Source organism: Variovorax sp. Soil_C_12 (assembly GCF_057657375.1).
The window spans coordinates 36573-56353 of the sequence record NZ_JBDGIO010000025.1 but is presented as its reverse complement, the minus strand read 5'-3'; the positions used below and the strand labels follow the sequence as shown (position 1 = coordinate 56353).

At 70.8% G+C, this 19781-nt stretch carries 19 protein-coding genes; 11 read left to right on the top strand and 8 right to left on the bottom strand.

Translation table 11 applies throughout. From position 1 onward, the window contains the following. The first annotated feature begins 1 nt into the window (after position 1). From AC3A6X_RS34840 to AC3A6X_RS34820, 5 genes are read left to right on the top strand one after another with little or no spacing between them, the layout of a single operon-like run. A complete protein-coding gene (locus tag AC3A6X_RS34840; protein ID WP_106561198.1) occupies positions 2 to 643 on the top strand; it encodes a glutathione S-transferase family protein in 642 nt (213 codons plus the stop codon). A 5-nt stretch (positions 644 to 648) separates the two neighbouring features. After that, positions 649 to 1560, top strand: a complete 912-nt coding sequence (locus tag AC3A6X_RS34835) for a PhzF family phenazine biosynthesis protein (protein WP_487846440.1) — start codon at positions 649 to 651, stop codon at positions 1558 to 1560. Between the two features lie 8 nt (positions 1561 to 1568). Next, the gene (locus AC3A6X_RS34830; RefSeq protein WP_487846439.1) at positions 1569 to 2255 is read left to right on the top strand and encodes a VOC family protein; all 687 of its coding nucleotides are present in this window, start codon (positions 1569 to 1571) and stop codon (positions 2253 to 2255) included. Then, positions 2255 to 2896 carry a LysE family translocator gene (locus AC3A6X_RS34825; RefSeq protein ID WP_487846438.1) on the top strand — a complete coding sequence of 214 codons (642 nt, stop codon included), beginning with the start codon at positions 2255 to 2257 and terminating at the stop codon, positions 2894 to 2896. The genes AC3A6X_RS34830 and AC3A6X_RS34825 overlap by 1 nt, the downstream gene beginning before the upstream one ends. Before the next feature lie 2 nt (positions 2897 to 2898). Beyond that, a complete protein-coding gene (locus AC3A6X_RS34820) occupies positions 2899 to 3876 on the top strand; it encodes a threonine dehydratase (protein ID WP_487846437.1) in 978 nt (325 codons plus the stop codon). 12 nt (positions 3877 to 3888) lie between these two features. Here AC3A6X_RS34820 and AC3A6X_RS34815 read toward each other — a convergent pair whose 3' ends face one another. The 3 genes from AC3A6X_RS34815 to AC3A6X_RS34805 form a co-directional block, all read right to left on the bottom strand. Further along, on the bottom strand, positions 3889 to 4725 hold the full coding sequence (locus tag AC3A6X_RS34815; protein WP_487846436.1) for a JmjC domain-containing protein: 837 nt from the start codon (positions 4723 to 4725) through the stop codon (positions 3889 to 3891). A 440-nt stretch (positions 4726 to 5165) separates the two neighbouring features. Next, positions 5166 to 5810 (bottom strand): dioxygenase family protein, encoded by a 645-nt coding sequence (locus AC3A6X_RS34810; RefSeq protein ID WP_487846435.1) that lies wholly within the window; start codon positions 5808 to 5810, stop codon positions 5166 to 5168. 58 nt (positions 5811 to 5868) lie between these two features. Continuing rightward, entirely contained in the window at positions 5869 to 9870 is a 4002-nt protein-coding gene (locus tag AC3A6X_RS34805; RefSeq protein WP_487846434.1) for an autotransporter outer membrane beta-barrel domain-containing protein, read from the bottom strand. Between the two features lie 221 nt (positions 9871 to 10091). Between AC3A6X_RS34805 and AC3A6X_RS34800 the strand changes: the two genes are divergently transcribed. Then, positions 10092 to 10766 carry a histidine phosphatase family protein gene (locus tag AC3A6X_RS34800; RefSeq protein WP_487846433.1) on the top strand — a complete coding sequence of 225 codons (675 nt, stop codon included), beginning with the start codon at positions 10092 to 10094 and terminating at the stop codon, positions 10764 to 10766. On the opposite strand, the gene cutA is transcribed toward AC3A6X_RS34800, so the two are convergent. Genes cutA through AC3A6X_RS34785 form a run of 3 tightly spaced genes read right to left on the bottom strand, consistent with a single transcriptional unit; the run spans position 10757 to position 11707 of the window. After that, positions 10757 to 11089, bottom strand: a complete 333-nt coding sequence (gene cutA / locus AC3A6X_RS34795) for a divalent-cation tolerance protein CutA (RefSeq protein WP_487846432.1) — start codon at positions 11087 to 11089, stop codon at positions 10757 to 10759. The two genes, AC3A6X_RS34800 and cutA, sit on opposite strands and share 10 nt — an antisense overlap. A 16-nt stretch (positions 11090 to 11105) precedes the next feature. Next, entirely contained in the window at positions 11106 to 11438 is a 333-nt protein-coding gene (locus AC3A6X_RS34790; RefSeq protein WP_487846431.1) for a hypothetical protein, read from the bottom strand. 23 nt (positions 11439 to 11461) lie between these two features. Next, on the bottom strand, positions 11462 to 11707 hold the full coding sequence (locus AC3A6X_RS34785) for a GlsB/YeaQ/YmgE family stress response membrane protein (RefSeq protein ID WP_309974211.1): 246 nt from the start codon (positions 11705 to 11707) through the stop codon (positions 11462 to 11464). 127 nt (positions 11708 to 11834) lie between these two features. Between AC3A6X_RS34785 and AC3A6X_RS34780 the strand changes: the two genes are divergently transcribed. After that, the gene (locus tag AC3A6X_RS34780; protein WP_487846430.1) at positions 11835 to 12464 is read left to right on the top strand and encodes a YbhB/YbcL family Raf kinase inhibitor-like protein; all 630 of its coding nucleotides are present in this window, start codon (positions 11835 to 11837) and stop codon (positions 12462 to 12464) included. A 12-nt stretch (positions 12465 to 12476) separates the two neighbouring features. Here the strand turns inward: AC3A6X_RS34780 and AC3A6X_RS34775 are convergent, their stop codons facing one another. Together AC3A6X_RS34775 and AC3A6X_RS34770 are read right to left on the bottom strand one after the other, a co-directional pair. Then, the gene (locus AC3A6X_RS34775; RefSeq protein WP_487846429.1) at positions 12477 to 13289 is read right to left on the bottom strand and encodes a creatininase family protein; all 813 of its coding nucleotides are present in this window, start codon (positions 13287 to 13289) and stop codon (positions 12477 to 12479) included. A 64-nt stretch (positions 13290 to 13353) separates the two neighbouring features. Continuing rightward, the gene (locus AC3A6X_RS34770) at positions 13354 to 14706 is read right to left on the bottom strand and encodes a PQQ-dependent sugar dehydrogenase (RefSeq protein WP_487846428.1); all 1353 of its coding nucleotides are present in this window, start codon (positions 14704 to 14706) and stop codon (positions 13354 to 13356) included. A 140-nt stretch (positions 14707 to 14846) separates the two neighbouring features. Here AC3A6X_RS34770 and AC3A6X_RS34765 point away from each other — a divergent pair, with 140 nt between their 5' ends. From AC3A6X_RS34765 to hemE, 4 genes are all read left to right on the top strand, one after another. After that, complete coding sequence (locus AC3A6X_RS34765) at positions 14847 to 15590, top strand: alanyl-tRNA editing protein (protein ID WP_487846427.1); 744 nt, start codon at positions 14847 to 14849, stop codon at positions 15588 to 15590. Between the two features lie 49 nt (positions 15591 to 15639). Further along, complete coding sequence (locus AC3A6X_RS34760) at positions 15640 to 17823, top strand: protein-disulfide reductase DsbD family protein (protein ID WP_487846426.1); 2184 nt, start codon at positions 15640 to 15642, stop codon at positions 17821 to 17823. A 93-nt stretch (positions 17824 to 17916) separates the two neighbouring features. Beyond that, on the top strand, positions 17917 to 18609 hold the full coding sequence (locus AC3A6X_RS34755) for a redoxin domain-containing protein (protein WP_487846425.1): 693 nt from the start codon (positions 17917 to 17919) through the stop codon (positions 18607 to 18609). 40 nt (positions 18610 to 18649) lie between these two features. Continuing rightward, entirely contained in the window at positions 18650 to 19756 is a 1107-nt protein-coding gene (gene hemE / locus AC3A6X_RS34750; protein ID WP_487846424.1) for a uroporphyrinogen decarboxylase, read from the top strand. The last annotated feature ends 25 nt before the right edge of the window (positions 19757 to 19781 follow it).

Here is a 19781-nt window from a genome sequence, read left to right as displayed (position 1 = left end):
CATGCTCAACATCTGGGGGCGCATCAGCTCCATCAACGTGCGCAAGGTGGTGTGGTGCGCGCAGGAACTCGGCCTCGACTTCCAGCGCACCGAGGCCGGCGGCAGGTTCGGCATCGTGCAGACGCCGGAATACCTCGCGCTCAATCCGAATGCGCTGGTGCCCGCCATCGACGACGGCGAGGGCGAAGGCCGGGTCACGCTCTGGGAATCGAACGTCATCGTGCGCTACCTCTGTGCCAAACATTCGCCGGGCAAGCTCTACCCCGAGCCGCTGCCCGCGCGCTTCGACGCCGAGCGCTGGATGGACTGGCAGCAGACCACGCTCAACCCGGTCAGCGCCGGCGCCTTCAGGCAATGGATCCGCACACCCGCCGACCAGCGCGACCCGGCCGTGATCGCGCACTCGGTGCGCGCCACCGAGCCGCTGTTCGCGCTGCTCGATGCGCACCTCGCCACCCGCCCCTACATGCTCGGCGAGCACTTCACGATGGCCGACATCCCGGTCGGCTGCGAAGCGCATCGCTGGTTCGGCCTGCCGCAGACCGAATACACGCGGCCCAGCTGGCCGCACGTCGAACGCTGGTTCGCCGACCTGCGCAGCCGCGCCGGCGCGCGCGGCGTGCTCGACCTCGCCCTGGAATGAAAGCCATGAAAACCCGCCCCTTCAAGCAAGTCGATGTCTTCACGGCGAAGCCCTACGCCGGCAACCCGCTCGCGGTGGTGCTCGACGGCACCGGCCTGGACGACGCCGAAATGCAGGAATTCGCCAGGTGGACCAACCTCTCGGAAACCACCTTCCTGCTGCCGCCCAGTGAGCCCTCGGCCGACTACCGCGTGCGCATCTTCACGCCCGGCGGCGAGCTGCCCTTCGCCGGCCATCCGACGCTGGGCAGCTGCCACGCCTGGCTGGAGGCCGGCGGCCGGCCCAAGACCAGCGGCCGCATCGTGCAGCAATGCGCCCAGGGCCTGGTGCCGATCCGGCACGAGGGCGAGCGTCTGGTCTTTGCGGCGCCGCCCTCCCGGCGCAGCGCACCCAGCCCCTCGCTGCTGGCCAAGGTGGCCGGCGCGCTCGGCCTGCGGGCGCAGCAGATCGTGGCCGCGCAGCTGCTGGACAACGGCCCCGTGTGGCTGGGCCTGCTGCTCACCGACGCCGACACGGTCCTCGCGCTCAAGCCCGACCACCGCCTGCTCAAGGAGCTCGGCCAGAAGGTGGGCGTGGCCGGCATTCCCGCGCGGGACGATGACCCGGACACCCCGCTGATCTCGCGCTCCAACCGCGAGGCGCGTGCCTTCGCGCGTGCGGATGCCGATGACGTCGGCCTCGAGGTGCGCGCCTTCGCCGCACCGGTCGGCATCGAGGAAGACCCGGTGACGGGCAGCCTCAACGCCAGCCTTGCGCAATGGCTCATCTCCGAAGGCCACCTGCCCGACCGCTACCTGGCGGCGCAGGGTCAGTGCCTGGGCCGTGCGGGCCGCGTTCACGTCACGCGCGATGCCGAGGGCCAGGTCTGGGTCGGCGGCGATTCCGTCACCTGCATCGACGGCAAGCTCACCCTCTAGGAAAAACCATGTCCGCGCGCATCGACCACCTCGTGATCGCGGCCCGCAGCCTCGACGATGGCGTGGCCTGGTGCGAAGCGACCTTCGGCGTCGCGCCCGGCCCGGGTGGCGTGCACCCGCTGATGGGGACGCACAACCGGCTGGTGAAGATCGCGACGAAGGCCTTCCCGCGCGCCTACCTGGAGATCATCGCGATCGATCCCCAGCAGAAGCCGACCCGGCCCGCGACCTTCCACCGCTGGTTCGACCTCGACGATGCCGAGCTCCAGGCCACGCTGGCGCGCCGGGGACCGCGGCTGGTGCATTTCGTGGTCGAGGTGCCCGACGCCGACGCCGCCGTCCAGGCGCTGGCACGCCAGCGCATCGACCGCGGCCGCCTGCTCGAGGCCTCGCGCGACACACCGGCCGGGCGCCTCGACTGGCGCATCACGGTGCGCGACGACGGCCAGCGGCTCTTCTACGGCACGCTGCCCACGCTGATCGCCTGGGGTGCGGCGCATCCCAGCGACAGCATGGCCGATTCCGGCATCCGGCTGCGCTCGCTGGCGCTGTCGCATCCGCGCGCCGTCGACCTGACGCAGGCCCTGCAAGCCATCGGGCTCACCGACACGCCGCTGGGTGCCGGCCCCCCCAGCCTGCGCGCGGTGTTCGACACGCCGCGCGGCACCGTCACGCTCGATTCCAAGGGGATCTGATGAACCCGCCGCTCCAGCTCTCCGAACTCGCCCTGTTCGCGCTCGCCGCGCTGGTGCTGGTGCTGACGCCCGGCCCCAACATGATCTATTGCGTCTCGCGCACCTTGTGCCAGGGCCGCGGCGCGGGGCTCATGTCGCTGGCCGGCGTGCTGCTGGGCTTCGTGGTGCACCTGATGGCTGCGGCGCTGGGCCTCACGGCGCTGCTGATCGCGGTGCCCTTCGCCTTCGACGCCATCCGCCTGGCCGGCGCGGCCTACCTGCTGTGGCTCGCGTGGCAGGCCGTCAAACCCGGCGGCACCGCCCCCTTCGAGGCGCGCCTGCTGCCGGAGGACCCGCCGGCCAAGCTGTTCAGCATGGGCTTCCTCACCAACCTGCTGAACCCGAAGGTGGCGATGTTCTACCTCTCCTTCTTCCCGCAGTTCCTGCACCCCGAGCGCGATGCCGTGCTGCTGCAGAGCCTGATGCTGGGCGCGGTCCAGATCGGCGTGAGCGGCGCCGTCAATGTGCTGCTGGTGTTCGGCGCCGCCCGGCTCACGGCCTTCCTGTCGCGCAGCGAAGGCTGGCTGCGCGCCCAGCGCTACGTGATGGGCAGCGTGCTGGCCGCGCTGGCCGTGCGCATCGCGCTGCCGGAGCGCCGCTGACCATGCGCTTCACACGGGAAGAGATCGAGGCCGCGCGCCGCACCGTCTACGCGGCAATGCCGCCGACGCCGCAGTACGCCTGGCCGCTGCTGGCGCAGCGCCTGGGCTGCACGGTCTGGGCCAAGCACGAGAACCACACGCCGGCCGGCGCCTTCAAAGTGCGCGGCGGGCTCACCTACTTCGAGACGCTGGCGCGCGAGCAGCCCACCGTGCGCCGCGTGATCAGCGCCACGCGCGGCAACCACGGCCAGTCGGTCGGCTTCGCGGCGCGGCGCCACGGGCTGGACGCCACCATCGTGGTGCCGCACGGCAACTCGGTCGAGAAGAACGCCGCGATGCGGGCGCTGGGCGTCACGCTGGTCGAGCACGGCGACGAGTTCCAGACCGCCAGCGAGCATGCAGGGCAGTTGGCGGAAGCGCAGGGCCTGCACCGCGTGCCCTCCTTCCATCGCGAACTGGTACGCGGCGTGGCCACCGCCTACGTGGAGTTTTTCGAGGCGCTGGCCGCGGCGCCGGGCGGGCCGCCGGACGTGCTGTTCGTGCCGATCGGGCTGGGCTCGGGCTTCGCAGCCGCGGCCGCGGCGCGCGCGCACTGCGGCGTGTCGACGCGGCTCGTCGGCGTGGTGTCGGCGCACGCGACCGCCTACCTCGAATCCTTCCGCGCGGGCCGGGCGCTCGAATCGCCGGTCAGCACGCGGCTGGCCGACGGCATGGCCTGCCGCACGCCGGTGCCCGAGGCGCTGGAGGTGCTGGGGCGCGAGGCCGACGACGTGGTCGCGGTGAGCGACCAGGAAGTGGCCGAGGCGATGCGTGTGCTCTTCACCGACACCCACAACGTGGCCGAGGGCGCCGGCGCCGCCGCGCTGGCGGCCCTGATTCAGCAGCGCACGCGCTGGGCGGGCAAGTCGGTGGGCGTCGCGCTGACCGGCGGCAACGTCGATGCCGCGATGTTCGCGCAAGTGCTCTCGCAGGCCGCCTGAGCGCCGCGCCAGCTAGAAAGAGCCCGGCGGCGCCTTGGCAGCGAGCTTGACGCCGCGCACGGGCGCGAGCGCGCGCGAGAGCGAGGAACGGGCCATGCCGACCACCTCGCCCACAGGGGCCTTGAGCCCATCCATGACCGGCGATCCGCCGGGAAAGGCCGGTGACATCCCCACCTTCCGCAAGAGCCTGTTGATTTGATGGACGCGTGCCATCCTGCGTGTCACCGACGTGTAGAAAGTCACGCCGATCGAGATCGACACGCCGTTTCCGGGCTGCGTCCAGCTGCGGTCGGAGCTCGTCATGTGCGGCGACGTGCTCGGGAAATAGATGGCGTCTCCCGGTTGGGTCTCGAACTGGTGGCTGCGCGCCCGGAACTCTTCCTTGAAACGGACTTTTTTCAGCGAATGTCGGACGATGAACTCCTCGACCGCGTCGGCTGCCACCACGACTCGATCCGTGTGGTCCCACACGTTCATGGTCTTGCGACCGTGCAGTTGCAGCCAGAAGTTGTTCTCGCGATCGATGTGGAACGGCGTCACGGAAGGCGGCGCCGAAATGAAGGCGAAGCCACTGACGTTGAAGATGCCGGGTTGCTCGCGCTCGACATAGGGTCGCATGGTGCCGACGATGCCGGCGAGCAAGCTCGCGTAGCGAGGAATGACTTCGATGTTGTAGAGGGCGACCCAGGAACCCGGTTCCTCGATGCGTTCAAACACCTCGTCGATGCTGCGGCCGTCGGGATGCCGGCTGTCGTGCGTGAAGCAGGACGCGTGCGAGATGCCCGGCCTGATGAACCGGCATTGATCGAAGGGCACGAGTTCCTTCGCCAACTGGGCGAGCTCGGCCACCTGGAAAAGCGGGTGCTCGTGGAAGTTGTGATGCAAGGCGGCGATCTTGTGCGTGGAGAAGCTTCCGGGATCGTCCGCCCACACGCGATAGTTCTGGGTCTGCACGCCAGCCGCGCTGTCGGTCTCGTTCATGTTCCTTCGTTCCTTCTTCCAGCGGAGACGGAACGCCGGCTTCAGCTGCAATCGCTGCAGCGCGGCTTCTGGTTCCGCCTCGAGCCGCGCGTGCGGCCGAAGGTCGGTCCCCCAAAGGCTCGGCCGCCGGACCGCACCAAAAGGTAGTAAATAGTATTAGTTATATCTCGGTGTGTCGAGAAATATCTAATACTATTTACTACATAGACCATCGAAGTGCTGCAAGTCACGTGAGCGCGTGACGCCCAGTTGGCACCAGCGTCCCAGTGACCGTCCGGGCAGCGCTGGCCGCGCCGGGGCGCAGGCGTTCAGACGGCGATGGCGATCGGGAAGCGCGCCTGCCAGCCGTCCGAACCCCGCTCGAAAGGCACCGTCACCGCCTCGCGCGCCGGCTCCGGCAGGTTGCGCCACAGGAAGTCGCGCGCATTGCCCGGGTCGCCGGCCACGTAGAGCTGCGTGGTCAGCAGCTCGCGCCCGCCCAGCTTGACCTTGACGTGGATGTGCGGGGTGCGGCCGCTGTAGGCCACGGGGCGGATGGTGCGAAAGCGCCAGCGGCCCTCGGCATCGACGGCCACGCGGCCGAAGCCCTGGAAGGCGGCGTCGGCACGGTCGCCGTCGCCCGGGTGGTGGTAGTGGCCGCCCTCATCGCACTGCCAGATCTCGACCTGGGCACCGCGCAGCGGTCGGCCGTCGAGGTCGGTCACGCTGCCCTCGACCGAGGCGGGCTGGCCGCCGCGGTAGCTCAGCGTGCCGTTGCGCAGCAGGTCGTTGTCGCTGTCGGCCGGCAGCTTGACCGGGTAGAAGGGACCTTCGGTCTGAGAAGGGGTGGCGATGCGTTTGGGCTGCGGCTGCGCGCGGGCGCCGAGCCAGAGCACCGGCGCCGCGACGAAGGCTGCGGTGACGGCGCGCCGGGGGAGAAGACCGGGGGAGAGGGAGGAGGTCGGCGCAGCCATGGGCGGTGGGAGCCGGCGGCCGCGCCCGAGTTCCGCCCCCTGCCGCGATCTTTTCTCGTTACCAGCGCACGCGCACGCCCACCGCCCCCTGGATCGAGGACTTCACCCGGGTGTCGCCGCCGGTGCTGAAGAGCTTGCCGAGCTCGCCGTACACGCTCACGGTCTTGCTCAGCGTCAGCGTGGCGCCCGCCGCGAGCTCGACCGACGTGTAGCTGCTCGAGCTTGCGATGGGCGTGGAGACGCCGCCGTTGATGAAGCGCGCCGTGTCGCCCGCGTCGTTGGCGTGGATGACGCCGACCCGGCCGTAAGGCTGCAGGCGGCCCGCAGCGGTCGCGAAGTCGCCCTTCACGCGCACGCCCAGGCCGGCGGTCCAGCCGCTGGCGTCGTCCTGCCGCACCAGCGCGCCGGAGATCAGCAGGTCGTCGACCTTGGCCCGTCGGTAGCTGAGGTGCGCCTGCGGCTCGAAGGTCCAGTTGCCGCTGAGCGCGAAGGCCTGGCCGACCTCGACCGCGGCGGTGAGGCTGTTCCCCTTGCCGGACGCGGCGAAGCCGCCGAGCGGACGGATCGTGTAGCGCTGCGAGCCGTACTGGAGCACGGTGTCGACATAGAAGCCGGTGGCGTTGGCGTAGCTGGCGTAGGCGCCCAGATAGCGCGCGCGCAGGTCCGTGCTGCCCACGGTGCGGTAGAGGCCGCTGGCGAAACCGCTCACGTCGGCATTGCCGCCCAGGGTGCCGGCATAGATGCCGGCGCGCCAGTCGCCCAGTTGCGAGACATAGAGATCGGTTCCTGCCTGGACGCCGGCGACGTGGCCCTGTGTCGAGGGATTGACCACGCCCGACTGGCGGATGTCCAGGTCGCTGTAGACCGCGCGCGCCCAGGCGCGGCGCTCGGTCGAGAGCGCGCCGGCCACCGGCGTCAGGCTGGCCATCGCACGGCCGCTGGCATCGTCGTCGCCCATGCGGGTGCGCATGTTGCCGACCATCGCCATGTCGGCGCCGCGCATTTGCGCCGGCAGGGCAGACAGCATCGAGGCCTCGGCGCGGTAGGCCGTGACCGCCACGGGTGCCGGTGCAGGTGCAGGTGCGGGCGCCGGTGCAGGCGCGGGCGCCGGGGGTGCCGGGGGCGCGGGCGGCGCCGGAGGAGCCGGTGGGGCAGGAGGCGCCGGGGGAGCTGGAGGCGCCGGCGGCGCGGGAGGCGGCGGAGGCGGCGGGGGCGGAGGAGGCGGCGACGGAATCACTTCCGAGCGCAAATACCAGTTCTCGCCGGCGCCCGTCGCGTCCGCGGCGTACAGCCGGTACTCGAAGGCGCCTGCATCCACGTGACCCGCGCCACCGAGCGCGAAGGCGTTCTTGGTGGTCTGCGCGGTGGTGGTGGCGCCGTTGAGCGCCGTGATCACCTCGATGCCGTTGCCCAGGGTCTGGCCGCCCAGGCCGCCCAGGTTCGTGATCTGCAGGGTGGTGCTGCCGCTGGCGACGGCGGTGGGACCGTTGAGCACCAGGCGATCGGAAGGCCCGCTGGCGCCGAGCACCGTGCCCAGGCGCAGCGTGCCGTTGTTGCCGACATAGGGGCCGTTGATCGTGAGCGTGGTGCCCGCGGTGGCGCCGGCGAGCGAGACGGTGCCGCTGTTGCTGAGCGAGGCCATGCTCTGGCTGAAGCCCGCCAGATCGAGCGTGGCGCCCGCGGCCACGCTGTGCGCCGAGGCGGCGCTCAGGGTGTTGGCGGCGCCCGCCTGGAGGGTGCCGCCGGCGACGGTGGTGCTGCCGGTGTAGGTGTTGGAGCCCGACAAGGTCAGCGTACCGGTGCCCGCCTTGACCAGCAAGCCGGGGCTCGCCGAGAAAGCCGGGCTGTCGGCGATCGAGCCGGAGAAGCTTCCGGCGCCGACCGTCAGCTCGGAGCCGCCGAGGCCGACCGTGCCGCTGCCGTTGAGCTGAGCCACGGTCTGGGTGGCGTTGAGCAGGAGCAGGCCAGGCTGCGCCTGCCCGTTCACCGTGTTGCCGGTCGAATTGACCGTGACGTTGGCCGCCGGCGACAGCCGGTTGTTGCCATCCGCGAAGACCGTCCCGTTGCCGTTCACCAGGAGGTCGCCGGGAACGTTGCCGGCCCCGTTCACGAGCAGGGCGGCGTTGCCCTGCACGGTGGTCGTGCCGCCGTAATTGTTGGCGGCCTGGTAGTTGAAGCTGCCGAAAGAGCCGGCCGCGCTCGCGTCGAGCGTGATGCCGCCGGCGCCGCCGATGCCGCCGCCGAAGGTGAGCGCCCCTTGCGCCGGGACCATGGTCAGCGTGGAGCTGGTGCTCAGCGTGACCGGGCCGCTCCAGGTCATGGACCCGTTGGGCGCCAGGCTGGCGCTGCCGTCGAGGACGACCGCATTGGGCAGGACCTGGTTGACCGCCGTGGTGCCGAGCGTGCCGGCGCGCAGCGTGAGCGTGCCGCTGCCGAGCGTGGCGCCGCTCGCGACCGTGAGCCCACCCGCGTTCAGCACGGTGCCGCCGGTGTAGCCGTTGACCGCCGTGACGGTCGTGGTGCCCGTGCCGGCTTGCGTCAATGTCCCCGAGCCGGTGATCTGGTTCGCCAGCGAGTAGTTGTCCGAGCGGTTGACGATCAGCGACGCGTTGTTGGTGATGGCGCCCAGCACGCTGCCGCTGGCGGTGCCGTTGCCCAGCTGCAGCGCGCCGCCGCTGATGGTGGTGCCGCCGGTGTAGGTGTTGTCGCCGGTGAGGGTCAGGGTGCCGGCGCCGACCTTGACCACCGAGCCGCTGCCGGCGCCCAACACCGGGTTGATGTAGATGCCGCTCCCGCTGTCGAAGAGCCCCGGGCCGGTGCTCGCGATCACGCCGCTGAGGGTGTCGTTCTTGCCCAGCGCCCCGATTTCCAGCGTGGCGTCGCCGAGCACGACATTCCCCGAGCCCGACAGGGAGCCCACCCTTGCGGGCGTGCCCGTCGTCATGCCGTTGACGTAGACCTGGCCGGTCAGGCCGTTGCCGGTGTCGTTGTTGTTGACGACGGTGGCGCCGCTCAGGTCCGCCGTGTTCGAGATCTGGACGGCGCCGCCGTTGTTGTTGATGGTCGCACTGCCGCCGGAGCTGGTCTCCTGGAAGATCACGCGTCCGCCGTTGTTGTTGAGGGTGGCCTGCTGCGCGTTGGAGCCACCGCTGCCGAACAGGACGTAGGAGCCCTCCCCGTTGGTGTTGATCGTCGCCGTGCCGCCCTGCGCGCCGCCCTGGAACTGGACGCCGCTGTTGCTGCCGTTGACGTTGGTGTTGGCCTGCACCGAGATGGTCAAGTTACCGGCGCTCGCGGCCCCGTCCTGGAAGCGCACTTCGGCGTTCTGGAGCAGCGTGATCGGGCCGGTGCCGAAGGAGCCGGCCGTGCGCGTCCAGACGTTCAGGCGTCCGCTCGTCCCGTTGCCCTGCAGCACGGTGCCGCCGGTGTAGTTGCTGGTGGCGTTGTCGAGGGTCAGGCGCTGCGTTTCTGCGCCCAGGACGTTGGTGCCGGTGTTGCGCAGCGTGAGCACGCCGCTGCCCGTGATCTGGCCGGTGAGCGTATTGCCGCTGGTGCCGGCGACGTCGATGGTCCCGCCGGTGGCGCCCAGCGCGATGGCGCGGCCGCTCGCGAAGTTGTCGGCGCCCAGGCGCAGCGTGCCGCCGCCGAAGACGATGCCGCCGCCCGTGCCCAGGTTGGCATCCGAGCTCACCTGCAGCGTGCCCACATTGATCGTCGTGGCGCCCTGGTAGGTGTTGGCAGCGCCCAGCACGATGATGCCGGCACCGGTCTTGATGATGCCGTTGGCCCCGCTGATGGCGCCGCTCTGCGTCGCCGTGCCCGCGCCGAGGCTGTTGAGGGTCACGTTCGACGGCGTGGTGTCGATGGTCGCGCCCAGGTTGTCGCCGTCGTTGTAGTTGACGGTCTGCGCGGCGCCCGAGGTCGCCAGCACGCTCAGGCCCGCCGCCACCAGCCCGGTGGCCAGGCCGCTCGCGCGCTTGCCGCGCGCCGCGGTGATTTCGGACACCGCGACCCAGGCGCCAAGCGCGTGGTTCCAGACACTCCGATAAGTCTTGTTCATGTTCTGTGCAGTCCCTCTCCGGTGGATGAAGCGGCATTGCGGCACGGAAGGGCTCGCGCGGCAATGTCAACGAAAGTTTGCATTCTTACACAATGAACACTTTAGGATTCATCCACTTACAAGAATCGTTGCTTATTTCACGCAAGTGCGCGGTCGATGCGCGAGAGCAACGGTCACGGCCGTGACGGCATCGGGCCGTGCGCCCCGGCAGAATTCCGCGCATGGGAACCCTCTATCTCGTGCGTCACGGCCAGGCCAGCTTCGGCGCGGACGACTACGACCAGCTCAGCGAGCTCGGCCGACGGCAGTCGCGGCGGCTGGGCGAGTACTGGCGCGAGCGCGGGATGCAGTTCGACGCGGTCATCACCGGCACGCTGAAGCGCCACCGCCAGACTTGGGAGGGGATCGCCGAGGGCCTGGGCCTGGTGCGCGACGACGTCTTGCCCTGGCCGGGGCTCAACGAGTACGACGCGGATGCCGTCATCGCCACGATCCATCCGGAAAAGCTGCAGAAGCCCGACTCGCCCGAGATGTACCGCCATCACTTCCGGCTGCTGCGCGATGGCCTGGGCGCCTGGATGCAGGGCCGCACCGCGCCCGTGGGCATGCCGAGCTACGTCGACTTCCTGGCCGGCGTGACCACGGCGCTCGACCATGTCCGCGGCAAGCACCACGGGGCCCGGGTGCTGGTGGTCTCCAGCGGCGGGCCGATCAGCACCGCGGTGGGCCATGTGCTGGGCACCAGCCCCGAGACCACGATCGAGCTCAACCTGCGCATCCGCAACACGGCCGTCACCGAGTTCGCCTTCACGCCCAAGCGCCACATGCTGGTGACCTACAACACGCTGCCGCACCTCGACGGCCCGGCCTACGAGGACTGGGTGAGCTACGCCTGATCGGCGCCGGTGCTGCCGGCGGCGAGCCAGCGCAGGTAGTCCGGCGAGCCGGCCGCGACCGGCACCTGCAGGATCTCCGGCGTTTCATAGCTGTGGCGCTCGCGGATGAAGGCCTCCAACTCCGTGAAGCGCGCTGCCAGCGTCTTGATCAGGAGCAGCCATTCGGGCTCGCGGTGCAGCTTCTCCTGCCAGATGTAGAAGCTGCGCACGCGCTCCACCTGGACGCAGGCGGCGAGCCGGGCCTCGACGATGGCGGCGGCGAGCGCTTCGGCCTCGTCCTCGGTGCTGGCGGTGGTCATCACGATGCAGGCGGGGTGGTCCATGGATGTCTCCGGGGGTTCAGGCTTGCCATACGCCATAGCCGGCTTCTCGCAGGGCGATGCCGAGCTCGACTTCCATCTCGCGCGCCGCCTCGTAGGGCATCGGGTTGTACACGGCGTACAGCGCCGGCAGCAGCCTGAGGCCATAGTCACGCACGAAGGTGTTGGCCTGGATGCCGGCCTTGTGCTTGTCGAAGCGTACGTCGGGATCCAGCCCCGTCATGCCCACATAGACAAACGGCTGGCCGAGGCGATAGTCGGGATTGGCGCGCCGGAAGCGGCCGATGTTCCAGACCCGGTCGTCGAGCTCGACGACGTAGACATGGTGGTGCGCCCTGGATCGACGGCCCATCGCCGCCCCCGCTTCCTTGCTTTCTACTTGCGCTTGAGCATGCCCCAGATGAACAGCAGCACGATCGCGCCCACCACCGAGGCGATGAAGCCTGCGCCCTGCCCCGCCTGGTACCAGCCCATCGCCTGGCCCAGATAGGTCGCGATCAGCGAGCCGGCGATGCCGATCAAGGTGGTCACGATGAAGCCGGCAGAATCGTCGCCCGGTTTGATGGCGCGCGCCACCAGGCCCGCGACGAAGCCGATCAGAATGGTCCAGACGATGCTCATACGCTTCCTTGTGTGGGGGGGGAGAAGGACAGGAGCCGCCCGGCGGGGGCTCGATTCATGATAGCGGAGCACCGCGCCGCTCTCGTGTCCTACACGCCGCCTGCGAGTCGCGCGCTATACCCGCGGGATGCTCGAGAAGCTCCCCGAAGCCATCGGCCAGGCGTTGCACGGCGTGCGTGCCGGCCTCGACGAAATCGCCTTCAACACCCTGGGCCTGCGCCAGGGCATGGCGTCGATCACCGTGGGCAGCCTGGCCTTCGTCGACCATGCGCCCCTGCCGCCGCGCTACACGGCCGACGGCGAGGGCCTGTCGCCGCCGCTGCAATGGACCGGGGTGCCGGCCGGATCGGCATCGCTGGTGCTGGTGGTGGAGGATGCCGATTCGCCCACGCCCCATCCGCTGGTCCATGCCATCGCGGTCGGGCTGCCGGCGGAGGACGGCAACCTCCCCGAAGCCGCTTTCCCCAGCGCCGACAACGCCGGCACCGGCCTGCACGCCGGGCGCAACTCCTACCTCCAGGCCGCCTGGCTGCCGCCCGACCCGCCGCCGGGCCATGGGGTGCACCGCTATGCGTTCCAGGTCTTCGCGCTGGACAGCGCGCCGGCGTTCTCGGCGACACCCGGCCGCGACGAAGTGATGGAGCAGCTGCGCAGCCACGCGGTGGCGAGCGGCCTGCTGATCGGCACCTGCGAGCGGCCCGACGGCACGATCAAGATCCAGGACACCGCGCCGGGCGGCCCGGCGGTCGCGGGCTGAGCGCCTTCTTCTCTAAGGCAGCGGCCCGGTGTGCGCGGTCGCCAGCGGCAGACGCGACACCTCGGCCAGCAGCAAGGCGAGCTGGCGCGCCGCGGTGTCGACCACCGCCCGCCCCTTCTCCGCGCTCGCCGCGGCCGCATTGCCGGCGGCGCCCTCGGGGTTGTAGTCCTCCATGGCCCAGCCGAGCCGGGCGCTCCTGCCGTTGCCCAGCAGCGGGTAGTCAGCCGCCCGCTGGCGCGAGCTCGAGCCGAAATCGCGTGCCGCCTGCATGTCCACCTGCGCCGGCGCCAGCGCCAGCATCATCGAGGTCTCGATCTCGCCCGCATGCACGCCGAAGCGGTGCTCCTCGGCGCTGAACTGCGTGCCGGCCTCGCCCAGCGGCAGGTTGAACCAGCTCGTGCTGTAGACGATCAGCCCATGCGCCGCGCGCAGCTCGCGCGCCACGATCTCCATCGCGCCGGTGTGCCCGCCATGGGCATTGAAGAAGACCAGCTTGCGAACGCCCGCGCGCGCGACGCCGGCGCCGATCTCGCGCCAGAGCCGGATCAGCGTCTCGGCCGACAGGGTCAGCGTGCCGGGGAAGCTTGCATGCTCGGGGCTCAGGCCGATCGCCTGGCTGGGCAGGAAGAGCGCCGGCAGCCCGGCCGGCAGCAGCGGCAATGCTGCGGCGACGATGCCGTCGACCAGCGTCGAATCCACGCCCAGCGGCAGGTGCGGGCCATGCTGCTCGGTCGCGCCCAGGGGCAGCACGGCGACCGTCGCGGCCGGGTCGAGCGCGGCGAAATCGCGCGTCGTGAGCTGGGACCAGAAACGAGGAAGGGCCATGCGGCGATCTTAGGGCCGCTTGGCGGCACGTGCGGTGAGTGCATCCGCACCACCGCCCGGCACGCTACCGCGCCCGCGCCTGCGCCACGCGCCAGACCGTGTTGCCCACGTCGTCGGCCACCAGCAACGCGCCGCTCTTGTCCAGCGCCACGCCGACGGGCCGGCCCTGCGCCTTCTCGTCCGCGCTCAGGAAGCCGGTCAGGAAATCCACCGGCGGCCCGCTGGGCCGGCCGCCGATGAAGGGCACGAACACCACCTTGTAGCCCGAGAGCGGCTTGCGGTTCCACGAGCCGTGCTCACCAATGAACACGCCGCGGGCGAACTCCGGCGGCATGCCGCGCGGATGCGAGAAGGCCAGGCCCAGCGGCGCCACGTGCGAGCCAAGCGCGTAGTCGGGCACCACGGCCTTGGCCACCAGGTCCGGGCGCTGCGGCTCGACGCGCGCGTCCACATGGCCGCCGTAGTAGCTCCAGGGCCAGCCGTAGAAGGCGCCGTCCTTCACGGAAGTCAGGTAGTCCGGCACCAAGTCGCTGCCGATCTCGTCGCGCTCGTTCACCACCGTCCACAGCACCTGGGTATCGGGCTCCCAGCCCAGGCCGTTGGGATTGCGCAGGCCGCCGGCGAACAGGCGCTTGGCGCCGCTCTTGACGTCGACCTCCCAGATCGCCGCGCGGCCCTCCTCGGCGGCCAGGCCGTTCTCGCCGACGTTGCTGTTGGAACCCACCGTCACATAGAGCTTGCTGCCGTCGCGGTTGGCGATCACGTTCTTGGTCCAGTGGTGGTTGATGCCGGCCGGCAGGTCGGTCACCTTCGTCGGCGTCGCGGCGATCGTCGTCTGGCCCTCGGCATAGGGCACCTTGACCAGCGCGTCGGCATTGGCGATGAAGAGCTCGTTGCCGACCAGCGCGACGCCGAAGGGCGAGCTGAGGTTCTGCATGAACACCTGCCGCACTTCGGCCGTGCCGTCGCCGTCGGCATCGCGCAGCAGGGTGATGCGGTTGGGGCTCGGCACCCCCGCGCCGGCGCGCTTCTGGAACATCCCGAAGGCCTGCGACTTGATCCAGCCGACCGGGCCGCCGCCACCCGTCTTCGCTCCTTCGGGCTTGGGCGGCTTGTTGCTCTCGACCGCCAGCACGTCGCCATTGGGCAGGGTGTAGACCCAGCGTGGATGGTCCAGGCCGCGGGCCAGCGCCGTCACGACGAAGCCGTTGGGCGCCGTCGGGCCGGCCGCGTCGCCCCATCCGACCGCCGGCGCGATGCGGACGGTGGGTATCAGCGTCTTGTTGGGCGCGGGCAGTTGGGGCGTGGGGCCGATGCCGGCCTCGGGCGGCAGCTTGGCGGTCTCGCCGCACGCCGCCAGCAACAGGGCCGCCGCCAGCGCGGCAGTGGCTGCAGAAAAATGACTGGATCGCTTCATCGCCATGAATCCTTCATGCGCAGCCGCGAAGCCCGCGGAGCTGCCACGAATGATCCCGCCGGCACAACCCCCGGCTGTCGGCTGTAGGCGCTTTCCGGCGTGGGCGCACCCCGGTGCGGCGCCGCCGCTACCATCGGGCGATGACCGACGACCTGTTCCGCTCCGACGCCTACCTGCGCGAGTGCGAGGCCCGCGTCCTGCGCATCGACGAGGCCGGCATCGTGCTCGACCGCACGGTGTTCTACCCGCTGGGCGGCGGCCAGGCCGGCGACAGCGGGCAGTTGGTGCTGGCAGACGGGCGCGCGCTGGCGATCGCCGACACCCGCAAGGCCAAGGATGCCGAGGGCCGGCCGACGAACGAGATCGCCCATGTGCCGGCGCCGGACCAGGCCGGGCTGCTGGCGGCCCTGAAGGCCGGCGATGCCGTGACGGCCCGCATCGACTGGGACCGTCGCCACAAGTTGATGCGCTTCCACACCGCGACCCACCTGCTGTGCCACCTGGTGCCGCAGCCGGTCGACGGCTGCTCGATCACGCCCGACTACGCGCGACTGGATTTCCACATGACCGACCCGCTGGACAAGGAGGCGCTCAGCGCCGGCCTGGCGCGGCTGGTGGCGGCCGGTCATCCATTGGCCGTGGGCGCGATCACCGACGAAGAGCTCGACGCCAATCCCGCGCTGGTCAAGAGCATGAGCGTGCAGCCGCCGCGCGGCACCGGCACGGTGCGCACGGTCCGGATCGGCGAGGCCGAGGCCATCGACTTCCAGCCTTGCGGCGGCACGCATGTGGCCAACACCAGCGAGATCGGTGCGGTGGTGGTCACCAAGATCGAAAAGAAGAGCGCCAAGACCCGCCGGGTGGTGCTGGGGTGGGCGGCCTGAGCCCGCTGGCCCGGAACTTCGCCCCGCAAGCACGCTCCGACTGACCGGCATGGCCCTCTTCTCCTTCCTCCGCGGCGCAGCCTTCCTGGCCGCCACCCTCGCTGCCAGCCTGCCGGCAGCGGCCCAGCTGGCTTCCCGCATCGGGCCCGTCGTCAGCACCCCGCATGTGCGCGCAGAGCTCATCGCCCAGGCGCCACAGGGCGTCTCGGCCGGCGCACCGGTCTGGGTCGGGCTGCAGATCACGCACCAGCCCGAGTGGCACACCTACTGGAAGAACGCCGGCGACTCCGGCCTCCCGACCGAACTGGCCTGGTCGCTGCCGGCCGGCGTGTCGGCCGGCGAGATCGCCTGGCCGGTGCCCAAGAAGATCCCCATCGGCACCCTGGCCAACTACGGGTACGAGGGCACCGTGCTGCTGCCGGTGCCGCTCACGGTGGCGCCCGACTTCAAGCCGCCTGCCGGACTCGCCGGCGCCGAGGCGCTGGACATCAAGCTCAAGGCCACCTGGCTGGTCTGCCGCAAGGAATGCATTCCCGAAGACGGGGAGTTCCTGCTCAAGCTGCCGGTCCAGGGCTCCACGGCGCTGCACCAGAACGCCTTCGACGCGGCGCTGGCCGCCCGGCCCGAGCCCCTGGCCAAGCCCGGATCGATCCAGATCGAGGGCCAAAAGCTCCAGGTCCGGCTCGATGGCCTGCCGGCCGCCGCGCGCGGCAAGACGCTGGACTTCTTCCCCGAAACCGCCGAGGTGATCCACACCGCGGCCGTCCTCGGCAAGGACTGGACCCAGGCCTGGGACGGCGACACCTGGACCGCCAGCGTGCCGTTGGCCGAGCAGCGCAGCGCCAGCCCCGGCACGATGCCGGTGGTGGTCGCCCTGGCCGAGGCCGACCGGAAGGCGGGCCAGCCCGGGGCCTGGCGCGCCGAGGCGCCGGTCAGCGGCACCTGGCCGGCCGTGGCCCCGCGCGCCGAGGTCTCGCCGGCCCTCCAGGCTGCGCTGGAGTCCAACACCGCGCCCGCCTCGCCGCAACCCAGCGGCAGCTTCGTCATGGCGTTGCTGGGCGCCCTGCTTGGCGGGCTGCTGCTCAACCTCATGCCCTGCGTGTTCCCGGTGCTGGCGATCAAGGTGCTGGGTTTTACCCGGCGTGCCGACGACGACGCCGGCCACCGGATGGCCGCCGTGGCCTACACGGGCGGGGTGATGCTGTCCTTCCTGGCGCTCGGGGCCGCGATGCTGGCCCTGCGGGCGGCGGGCGCGGAGCTGGGCTGGGGCTTCCAGCTGCAGTCGCCCGCGGTGGTGGCGGTGCTGGCCGCTCTCTTCACGCTGATCGGGCTCAACCTGGCGGGCTTGTTCGAGTTCGGCATGCTCGCGCCCTCTTCGGTGTGCAGCGCCCAGGTGCGGCACCCGATGGCCAACGACTTCCTGTCCGGGGTGCTGGCGGTGGTGATCGCCTCGCCTTGCACAGCCCCCTTCATGGGTGCCTCGATGGGCTTCACGATCGGACTGCCGGCCGCGCAGGCCCTGCTGATCTTCGCGGCGCTGGGCTTCGGCCTGGCCCTGCCCTACCTGGCCGCCGGCTTCGTGCCGGGCGTGGCGCGCCTGCTGCCGCGGCCCGGGCCGTGGATGAACATCCTGCGCCGGCTGCTCGCCTTCCCGATCTTCGCCACGGTGGCCTGGCTGGTCTGGGTGCTGGGCCAGCAAAGCGGCATCGACGGCGCGGGCGCGCTGCTGGGTCTGCTGGTGTGCCTGGCGGCCGTCGTCTGGGCCTTCACCCTGCGGGGCCGCACCCGCATCGTGCTGGCCAGCGCGCTGATCGCGGTCACCGCGGTGCTGGCAGGTGCGATCGGCGGCAACGTGGTGCGCAGCGCGGCGCCCGCCATGGCCGCCTCGGCCGGCGAGCGCTGGCAGGCCTGGTCGCCCACGCGCGTGAGCGAACTCGCGGCGCAGGGGCGGCCGGTGTTCGTCGACTTCACGGCCGCCTGGTGCGTCACCTGCCAGTACAACAAGCGCAGCACGCTGGCCGATGCCGTGCTGCTGGCCGAGTTCGACGCGAAGAAGGTGGCCATGCTGCGCGCCGACTGGACCCGGCGCGACCCCGAGATCACCGCCGCGCTGGCCGCGATGGGCCGCAGCGGCGTACCGGCCTATGTGCTGATGGCGCCGGGCCGCACGCCGCTGGTGTTGACCGAGATCCTTAGCAAGGAAGAGGTCCGCGAGGCGCTGGCAAGACTTTGACCCTGCCTCTTCACGGGTTGTCACAAGCAGGTGAGGAAAGCGTTCTAAGCTGTCGCGGTTGTTGATTTTTTGCAAGTGGAGTTCAAGCTGACCATGCCCTCATCGTCAACCGCAGACTCGCGTTCCTACCGTGCCGCGCGCCAGGCGCGCGCTGCCCTGAGCCGAGCCTCCCGCCGCGCCGTGATGGCAGCCGCCGTGGCCCTCGGCGCCACCTTCCTGATGGGCTCCCACGCCGCAGCCGCGCCGGCCGTCGGCCAGAGGGCGCCCGATTTCGTCGCCGTCGACACCGCCGGCAAGCAGCACCGGCTGTCCGATTTCGCCGGCAAGTTCGTGGTGCTCGAATGGACCAACCCGGGCTGCCCCTTCGTGCGCAAGCACTACGGCAGCGGCAACATGCCCGCCACCCAGAAGGCCGCGACCGAGAAGGGCGTGGTCTGGCTGTCCGTCAACTCCACCGAGCGCGCCGCCGGCGACTACCTGAAGCCGGCCGCGCTCGATGCCTGGATGAAGGAGCAGTCGGCCGCCCCCACGGCCGTGCTGATGGACGAGGACGGGGTGATCGGTCGCGCCTATGCCGCGCGCACCACGCCGCACCTCTACATCATCGATCCCAAGGGTGTGCTGGTGTATGCCGGAGGCATCGACAGCATCGCCTCGTCCCGCACCGAGGACATCAAGACCGCGACCAACTACGTGAACCAGGCCCTCGGGGAGGCCTTCGGCGGCAAGCCGATCAGCGCGGCGACGACCAAGCCCTACGGCTGCTCGATCAAGTACAAGGCCTGAACGCCCGGCCCGCGGCGAAGGCCCCTGCGACAATCGCGGGATGCCTTTCGCCCCCCTGAAGAACGACGCTTTCCTGCGCGCCTGCTGGCGCCAGGCCACCGACCACACGCCCGTCTGGCTGATGCGCCAGGCCGGGCGCTACCTGCCTGAATATGTGGCGACGCGCGCGCGGGCCGGCAGCTTCATGGGGCTGGCGACCCACGTGGACTACGCCACCGAGGTCACGCTGCAGCCGCTGGCGCGCTATCCGCTCGACGCGGCGATCCTGTTCTCCGACATCCTCACGGTGCCCGACGCGATGGGCCTGGGCCTGTCCTTCGAGGCCGGCGAGGGCCCGCGTTTTGCGCGGCCGGTGCGCGACGAGGCGGCCATCGGCGCGCTCGAGGTGCCGGACATGGACAAGCTGCGCTATGTCTTCGACGCCGTCGCCTCGATCCGCCGCGCCCTCGACGGCCGCGTGCCGCTGATCGGCTTCTCCGGCAGCCCCTGGACGCTGGCCTGCTACATGGTCGAGGGCGCCGGCTCGAGCGACTACCGCCTGGTCAAGACCCTGCTCTACAGCCGCCCCGACCTCATGCACCGCCTGCTCGCGGTGAATGCCGATGCGGTGGCGGCCTACCTCAACGCCCAGATCGACGCCGGCGCGCAGGCCGTGATGATCTTCGACAGCTGGGGCGGCGTGCTGGCCGACGGCGCGTTCCAGGACTTCAGCCTGGCCTACACCGCCCGTGTGCTGTCGCAGCTCCAGCGCCAGGGCGCGGACGGCCAGCCCGTGCCGCGCATCGTCTTCACCAAGGGCGGCGGGCTCTGGCTGGAGGCCATGCGCGCTCTGGACTGCGAGGTGCTGGGCCTGGACTGGACCGTCAACCTCGGCCGCGCCCGCACGCTGGTGGGCGAAGGCGAGGGCGGCAAGGCCCTGCAGGGCAACATCGATCCCAACGTGCTGTTCGCCCCGCCCGAGCGGATCGAGGCCGAGGTCGCGAAGGTGCTGCAGGCCTTCGGCCGGCCGCACTGCGACACCGCGTCGAGCGGACCGACCCACATCTTCAACCTGGGGCATGGAATCAGCCAGTTCACCCCACCCGACCACGTCGCCGCGCTGGTGGCCGCAGTCCACGCGCAGTCCCGCGCCCTGCGCGGCCTCTGAGGCCGTTATGGCTTGTAAGCACCTG

Bases quoted from the DNA above. Each gene is read 5' to 3' on its own strand.
- AC3A6X_RS34840 (WP_106561198.1), top strand. From the start codon at position 2: ATGCTCAACATCTGGGGGCGCATCAGCTCCATCAACGTGCGCAAGGTG.
- AC3A6X_RS34835 (WP_487846440.1), top strand. From the start codon at position 649: ATGAAAACCCGCCCCTTCAAGCAAGTCGATGTCTTCACGGCGAAGCCC.
- AC3A6X_RS34830 (WP_487846439.1), top strand. From the start codon at position 1,569: ATGTCCGCGCGCATCGACCACCTCGTGATCGCGGCCCGCAGCCTCGAC.
- AC3A6X_RS34825 (WP_487846438.1), top strand. From the start codon at position 2,255: ATGAACCCGCCGCTCCAGCTCTCCGAACTCGCCCTGTTCGCGCTCGCC.
- AC3A6X_RS34820 (WP_487846437.1), top strand. From the start codon at position 2,899: ATGCGCTTCACACGGGAAGAGATCGAGGCCGCGCGCCGCACCGTCTAC.
- AC3A6X_RS34810 (WP_487846435.1), bottom strand. From the start codon at position 5,810: ATGGCTGCGCCGACCTCCTCCCTCTCCCCCGGTCTTCTCCCCCGGCGC.
- AC3A6X_RS34805 (WP_487846434.1), bottom strand. From the start codon at position 9,870: ATGAACAAGACTTATCGGAGTGTCTGGAACCACGCGCTTGGCGCCTGG.
- AC3A6X_RS34800 (WP_487846433.1), top strand. From the start codon at position 10,092: ATGGGAACCCTCTATCTCGTGCGTCACGGCCAGGCCAGCTTCGGCGCG.
- cutA (WP_487846432.1), bottom strand. From the start codon at position 11,089: ATGGACCACCCCGCCTGCATCGTGATGACCACCGCCAGCACCGAGGAC.
- AC3A6X_RS34790 (WP_487846431.1), bottom strand. From the start codon at position 11,438: ATGGGCCGTCGATCCAGGGCGCACCACCATGTCTACGTCGTCGAGCTC.
- AC3A6X_RS34785 (WP_309974211.1), bottom strand. From the start codon at position 11,707: ATGAGCATCGTCTGGACCATTCTGATCGGCTTCGTCGCGGGCCTGGTG.
- AC3A6X_RS34780 (WP_487846430.1), top strand. From the start codon at position 11,835: ATGCTCGAGAAGCTCCCCGAAGCCATCGGCCAGGCGTTGCACGGCGTG.
- AC3A6X_RS34775 (WP_487846429.1), bottom strand. From the start codon at position 13,289: ATGGCCCTTCCTCGTTTCTGGTCCCAGCTCACGACGCGCGATTTCGCC.
- AC3A6X_RS34770 (WP_487846428.1), bottom strand. From the start codon at position 14,706: ATGAAGCGATCCAGTCATTTTTCTGCAGCCACTGCCGCGCTGGCGGCG.
- AC3A6X_RS34765 (WP_487846427.1), top strand. From the start codon at position 14,847: ATGACCGACGACCTGTTCCGCTCCGACGCCTACCTGCGCGAGTGCGAG.
- AC3A6X_RS34760 (WP_487846426.1), top strand. From the start codon at position 15,640: ATGGCCCTCTTCTCCTTCCTCCGCGGCGCAGCCTTCCTGGCCGCCACC.
- AC3A6X_RS34755 (WP_487846425.1), top strand. From the start codon at position 17,917: ATGCCCTCATCGTCAACCGCAGACTCGCGTTCCTACCGTGCCGCGCGC.
- hemE (WP_487846424.1), top strand. From the start codon at position 18,650: ATGCCTTTCGCCCCCCTGAAGAACGACGCTTTCCTGCGCGCCTGCTGG.